This window comes from Lysinibacillus sp. (assembly GCF_032093475.1).
Classification (GTDB): Bacteria; Bacillota; Bacilli; order Bacillales_A; family Planococcaceae; genus Lysinibacillus; species Lysinibacillus irui.
In genome coordinates this window covers 23,004-29,354 of record NZ_DAMDAY010000044.1, presented here as the reverse complement: position 1 = coordinate 29,354, position 6,351 = coordinate 23,004, and the positions used below count along the sequence as shown (strand labels likewise).

The 6,351-nt window shown below is 36.4% G+C and carries 6 protein-coding genes and 2 riboswitches; all 6 genes read left to right on the top strand.

From position 1 onward, the window contains the following. Window position 1 precedes the first annotated feature (1 nt). The 6 genes from RT445_RS11315 (at window position 2) to RT445_RS11290 (ending at window position 6,125) form a co-directional block, all read left to right on the top strand. A complete protein-coding gene (locus tag RT445_RS11315) occupies window positions 2-175 on the top strand; it encodes a PepSY domain-containing protein (RefSeq protein WP_313470607.1) in 174 nt (57 codons plus the stop codon). A 90-nt stretch (window positions 176-265) separates the two neighbouring features. After that, a complete protein-coding gene (locus RT445_RS11310; protein ID WP_274795287.1) occupies window positions 266-787 on the top strand; it encodes a PepSY domain-containing protein in 522 nt (173 codons plus the stop codon). A gap of 198 nt (window positions 788-985) precedes the next feature. Then, window positions 986-1,134: riboswitch (cyclic di-AMP (ydaO/yuaA leader) on the top strand. A gap of 119 nt (window positions 1,135-1,253) precedes the next feature. Further along, entirely contained in the window at window positions 1,254-3,077 is a 1,824-nt protein-coding gene (locus tag RT445_RS11305; RefSeq protein WP_274795288.1) for an APC family permease, read from the top strand. Window positions 3,078-3,240: 163 nt separating this feature from the next. After that, a riboswitch (purine riboswitch) is annotated at window positions 3,241-3,342 on the top strand. A 135-nt stretch (window positions 3,343-3,477) separates the two neighbouring features. Then, on the top strand, window positions 3,478-4,062 hold the full coding sequence (locus RT445_RS11300) for a xanthine phosphoribosyltransferase (RefSeq protein ID WP_274795289.1): 585 nt from the start codon (window positions 3,478-3,480) through the stop codon (window positions 4,060-4,062). After that, window positions 4,062-5,360, top strand: a complete 1,299-nt coding sequence (locus tag RT445_RS11295; protein ID WP_312507491.1) for a nucleobase:cation symporter-2 family protein — start codon at window positions 4,062-4,064, stop codon at window positions 5,358-5,360. The genes RT445_RS11300 and RT445_RS11295 overlap by 1 nt, the downstream gene beginning before the upstream one ends. A 258-nt stretch (window positions 5,361-5,618) precedes the next feature. Then, on the top strand, window positions 5,619-6,125 hold the full coding sequence (locus RT445_RS11290) for a DUF4275 family protein (RefSeq protein ID WP_312507490.1): 507 nt from the start codon (window positions 5,619-5,621) through the stop codon (window positions 6,123-6,125). Window positions 6,126-6,351 lie beyond the last annotated feature (226 nt).

Here is a 6,351-nt window from a genome sequence, read left to right as displayed (position 1 = left end):
TATTCAAATAGCGCTAGGACAATTGACGGGGGAAGTGGACTCAGTTGATTTTGAAGAAACGGCAGAAGGTGGTTATTATTTAGTTGAAATTGAAACACAGGATGACGAAGCCACTTTTCAAATCCATGCTGTTTCAGGGGAAGTTCTGTCCATTACATGGGATGATGATCAATAATTCATTCTCATGAAATTCTAATGTTTCTCTTATAGTTCTATCATCTTTGCTTGGTAAGCTAAGAATAGATAAAACAAAGGAGAGATAGATATGAAAAAAATGATTATGATTCCAGCATTAGTAGTTACACTTGGGGTTGGTGCAGCGATTGGCTCGACAACATTATTATCTGGAGATGCTCAAGAAAAAAAGGTGTTAACAATGCAAGAGATTGAGAAGAAGGCCCTTACAGTAGTTGATGGTACAGTAGCGGATATCGAGTTAGACAAAAATCAGTATCGTTCTATTTATGAAGTAGAGGTCTATACTGATACAGAAGAATATGATTTGAAATTTGATGCTTATACTGGGAAATTACTCAAGCAGAAAAAAGAACGTCGAGATAACGATGATATGGACGACAATAAACTAGCAACTACAGCAACTACTATCATTACTAAAGAGCAAGCTATCGAAACAGCCTTAAAGAAAGCAAAAGGTACTGTAACAAAAATTAAGCTCGATGATGGTATCTATGAAATTGAATTGAAAGATGGTCAATATGAATATGAAGTAGATGTGGATTCTATGACGGGGAATATTGTTGATTTTGAACAGGATTATAATGACTAATATAGAGGGCTACCGTAAAAGTAGAGCATACTTTTACAGTAGCCTTTTGTTGTTCTACGAATATTTGCTTGGCATTCGTAGGTGAATTCCAAACGATTTCGAAAAAAAGTCTATGTTTTTCTCTCATAAAAGTGAAAAATTTTCTTCTTTACTTTTTTAATTGACAGGCGTAATATGACATCATTATAAAAGTTTCAAATTTCTAAATCGCTGAAGCAACTAAACGCGGGGGACCCATTTTTGACGGATGGCATCAGCCATCCTTGGGGTGAATCTCTTCATTTGAAGAGTAGGGCTACTCAGGCCCGAATCCGACAGCTAACCTCGTAAGCGTTAAGAGCAGAAAAGTTGGAGCTTGGCAGACGGATGAGCGTCTACAAGTCTTATTTAGTGATGACTTGTAGGCGTTTTTTGATCTTATTTAGAAAGGCGAAACACACTCTATAAAACTAGAAGGTGTTTAACAATGAAATCCTCATTCAAACGTTATGTAATCGGTAAACCATTAAGATCCGATGCGTTAGGGGAACAAAAGCTTAGTAAAACAAAGGCATTAGCCATATTATCATCAGATGCCTTGTCTTCAGTAGCCTATGGACCAGAACAAATTTTAATTGTCCTGATGACAGTGGGTACACTTGCCCTTTGGTACTCTCTACCAATTGCTGCTGGAGTCGTTATCTTGCTTGTGGCACTAATTCTCTCCTATCGTCAAGTTATTTTCGCCTATCCACATGGGGGAGGGGCCTATGTAGTATCACGGGAGAATTTAGGGGTAAATGCAGGTCTTGTGGCTGGAGGGTCCTTACTTGTTGATTATATTTTAACAGTAGCGGTAAGTGTATCAGCAGGTACAGATGCCATTACTTCGGCATTTCCAAGCCTCCACCCCTACAATGTACCCATTGCTATATTCTTTGTGGTTTTTTTAACAATCTTAAACTTACGTGGTGTAACAGAATCTGCTTCTATTTTGGCATACCCAGTCTATCTGTTTGTAGGTGTTATGCTCTTGTTAATTGGAATGGGGCTCTATCATGTCGCAACTGGTCAGGTGCCAGCAGAGCTACATCCAAAGGTCGGTACACCGGTTGCAGGAATTAGTTTATTTATTTTATTAAAGGCATTTGCATCAGGGAGCTCAGCTTTAACAGGGGTAGAGGCTATTTCAAATGCCATCCCTAATTTTAAAAATCCTGCTCCTAATAACGCAGCTAAAACGCTTTTAGCAATGGGTGCTATTTTAGCCGTTTTATTTATAGGCATTGTTAGTTTGGCTTATTTTTATGGGATTGCGCCAACAGCGGAAGCTACAGTTGTTTCTCAACTTGCAGAAGCGAGCGTAGGTAGAAATCTATTTTATTACATTGTCCAGGGTACAACGGCAATGATTTTAGTTCTTGCTGCAAATACAGGTTACTCAGCATTTCCTTTGTTAGCAGTAAATTTATCAAAGGATGGCTTTATCCCAAGAATATTCCAAATTCGGGGAGACCGTCTTGGTTATTCAAATGGCATCCTGATGCTAGGTGCAGCGGCTATTGTCTTAATCATTTTATTTGATGGAGCAACTGAGCATTTAATTCCACTATATGCTGTAGGGGTATTTATTCCGTTTACATTAGCGCAAACAGGAATGATGCGAAAATGGTGGCGTGATAAACCTAAAGGATGGATTGCAAAATTTACGATCAACACAATTGGTGCTGCTATTTCTTTCATCGTAGCGATGATGTTTTTTGTAACAAAAATGCCTCAAGTATGGCCAGTGTTTATCTTTTTACCAATTATTATTTTTCTATTCCATCGGATTAAGCTCCATTATCAGGCCGTTGGAGAACAATTAAGATTAAATCATGAGGAACTAGCTGCTATTGAGGGGAATGTTTTTATTGTACCAGTAGCTGGTATAACGAAAGTTGTTGAAAATTCCCTTCATTATGCGAAATCATTACATGTTGAGAAGGTAATTGCATTTTACGTAGCCTTCGACCAAGCGGATGCAAAGGCTTTTGAAGAGAAATGGAAGGCCTGGCAACCAGATGTACGACTAGTAACTTATTATTCACCATATCGCAGTATCACACAGCCATTGATTAAATTTATTGATAAGGTGGAACATCAATGTACGAAGACAGGTCATAAAGTAACAGTTGTCATCCCACAATTTTTACCGAAAAAAGGGTGGCACCATATGCTACACAATCAATCTAGCTTATTAATTCGTACGACACTGTTATTTCACAGAAATGTCGTCATTATGACAGTACCTTTCCATTTATCAAAATAATGCTAGCAAGCTAGAAAATAGTCTGTTATAATCAGTACGTTGATTGAAAACACGAACGTTTACAATTGAAAAGTTGCAGAATACCATTAAATTCCGAAAAATTAAACTTTTTTCAATATGAGATATAAGCTCTTACCGAATAAAGTGATAAATTGGTTATTCTGATAGTTTCATACAATCCACTCATATAATAGCGAGAATAGGGCTCGCAAGTTTCTACCGATTTACCGTAAATAAATCGACTATGGGTAGCAATGCTTTTAGAGAACTTCAATTTTAATGATGTTTTCTATTCGTTTCGACGTTTTTACGCTGAATGCCTTGCTCCACTCGTAGCTGAATGGAAACAAGACATCCAGCGTTTTTTTATTATTATTAACGAAAGAAGGATATGAAAGAAATGAAGTTATTACACGACAAAATTATGCAAGAAGGTAAGGTTTTATCTTCATCAGTATTAAAGGTAGATTCATTTTTAAATCATCAAATTGATCCGATGTTAATGAAGGAAATTGGTCACGAATTCGCAAATCGTTTCTCTGATCAAGTTATTACTAAGATTTTAACAATTGAATCTTCAGGCATTGCGCCATCTGTCATGCTAGGCTTAGAAATTGGTGCACCTGTAGTATTTGCTCGTAAACGTAAATCTTTAACACTTTCAGATAACCTTTACTCATCAAAGGTACATTCATTCACAAAGAATGAAACAAATGATATCTCTGTATCACGTAATTTCTTAAATGAAGATGACAATATTTTAATCATTGACGATTTCTTAGCAAATGGTGAAGCTGTCAAAGGCTTACTTGATATTGCTGCACAAGCTGGTGCGAATGTTGTGGGTGTGGGCATCGTTATTGAAAAGGGCTTCCAAGATGGAGGGAAATTATTGCGTGAACAAGGTGTTCGCGTTGAGTCATTAGCGATTGTAGACTCTCTTGAAGATGGCAAAGTAACATTTGCTGCGGAGGCTCGCGCGTAATGAATACCTTTAAATCAACGACGCTAGCGATTCAACATTTACTTGCGATGTATGCTGGAGCCATCTTAGTGCCACTAATTATTGGTGGGGCAATTGGCTTTGATTCAACACAAATGACGTATTTAGTGGCGATTGATATTATGATGTGCGGGATCGCAACACTTTTACAGGTTTATTCAGGTAAATTTATCGGTATTGGCTTACCAGTAGTACTAGGCTGTACATTCACAGCAGTAAGTCCAATTATTGCTATCGGTACAAACCCGGAGCAAGGTATCACAGATATTTATGGTTCTATTATTGCATCTGGTGTAATTGTGATGATTATTGCTGGCTTCTTCGGTAAGCTTGTGAAATTCTTCCCACCAGTAGTTACGGGATCGGTAGTTTCTATTATTGGTATTTCCTTATTACCTGTGGCTTTAAACAATATGGCTGGTGGACAAGGTGCTGAGGATTTTGCCTCTGCTTCTAATGTTGCTTTAGCGTTCATTACATTAGTCATTATTTTAATTGTTTATCGTTTTTCTACAGGGTTTGTCCGTGCAATCTCGATTCTTATTGGATTAGTAGTCGGTACTATTTTAGGTGCATTCATGGGTAAAGTAGATTTTACACCAGTAGCAGATGCTGATGTATTCCATATGGTTCAGCCTTTCTATTTTGGAATGCCAACTTTTGATGTGACTGCAATTATTACCATGACACTCGTAGCAATGGTATCTTTAGTAGAGTCATCTGGTGTCTATTTTGCACTAAGTGATATTTGTAATAAAAAATTAGATTCAAAGGATTTAGCTCGTGGCTATCGTTCTGAAGGTCTTGCTTCAGTAATCGGCGGGATTTTCAATGCTTTTCCATATACAACATTCTCACAAAACGTGGGACTTACACGTATGTCAGGTGTTAAAGATCGTAAAGTCATTTACATCACAGGTGGCTTACTTGTAGCACTTGGCTTCCTACCAAAAATCGCAGCATTAACAACGATTATTCCAACATCCGTACTAGGTGCGGCAATGTTAGCGATGTTCGGTATGGTGATTACACAAGGTATGGGCATGCTTGTACCTGTAATGAATGAATCAGCAGAAAACGCGATGATTGCTGCGATATCAGTAAGCTTAGGTGTTGGTGTATCTGTAGTTCCTGGCATTTTTGATGCACTACCAACAAGCGTTTCAATTCTTACATCTAATGGTATTGTCTGTGGTTCTGTCACAGCAATTATCCTTAATATATTATTCAACATGATTGGGCCTAAGCATAAGGAAGACCCAATGCATGGGGAAGCATAGGCACAAATATCCCACATATTTTGATGAAAAGAACGTTGTCACCTACTTTTATCTATTGATTTAGATTTAAGGAGGTGGCATTTTTTATGAGGAAAAAGGGGTACCCATTCAGAAGTGATAATACGGAATCATTTACAAATAATAAGATGTATACAAATCACCAAAGTTAATTAAGAATCCTTATTGAAAGAATGGTACAGTTATATTGAAGAAGTAATAAAAAGCTATGAAATCTATAATTCGTCATTGGAGGAAAAGATGATTAGAGATAAAATTGATAAAATCTTAGATAGTTTACCAGAAGAAGAGTTAGAAAATGTTTATTGGTCACTAATTTTTATCCAGGAAGATTATATATATAAACAAAACTTACGTGAAAAAGGTGTATTCATAGAATTAGTTAATGAAGCAGAGGATATTATTGATTTATGGGAGAAGACATTCGCACAAAATATTAGTGAAGAACTAAAAGAAGAAATAAATTATGATCAGTTTAAATGGCATATTTTTAGTTATGAGAAGAAAGAATGCTTGAAAAAAGAGATTGCGAGAAAAGCATTTGATAATTTATCTAAAGAAGAATTTTATGTAATGTATCAAGGGTCACCAATAGTATTTCTTTATACAAATGCTAGTAAAGTAATATCCAGGGATTTTGATATGCAACAAGATATATATATATTTGATAAAAACTTTACTTGGACATATGTTCATACACATGAATCCATGTGTGGTCCATATTTTTATCAAATCAATTGTAATTAAGATCCACAGTGGGTTTATTCAACTAAAATCAGGGGGGGTATTCTATTTTGTGGAATTGTCTCACATGAGCAAGAAATCTTATCTTCTAATAAAGTTAACTAGAAGTGGTTTATATAAAGTTTTTTGGTTATAGAGTTAAGAGTTCTTTTTAGAGGGTATTTAACAGGATTGGTTGAAACCCCGATACATGATGAATCGCAGAAGAACTTGATGAAATGGTAAAAGA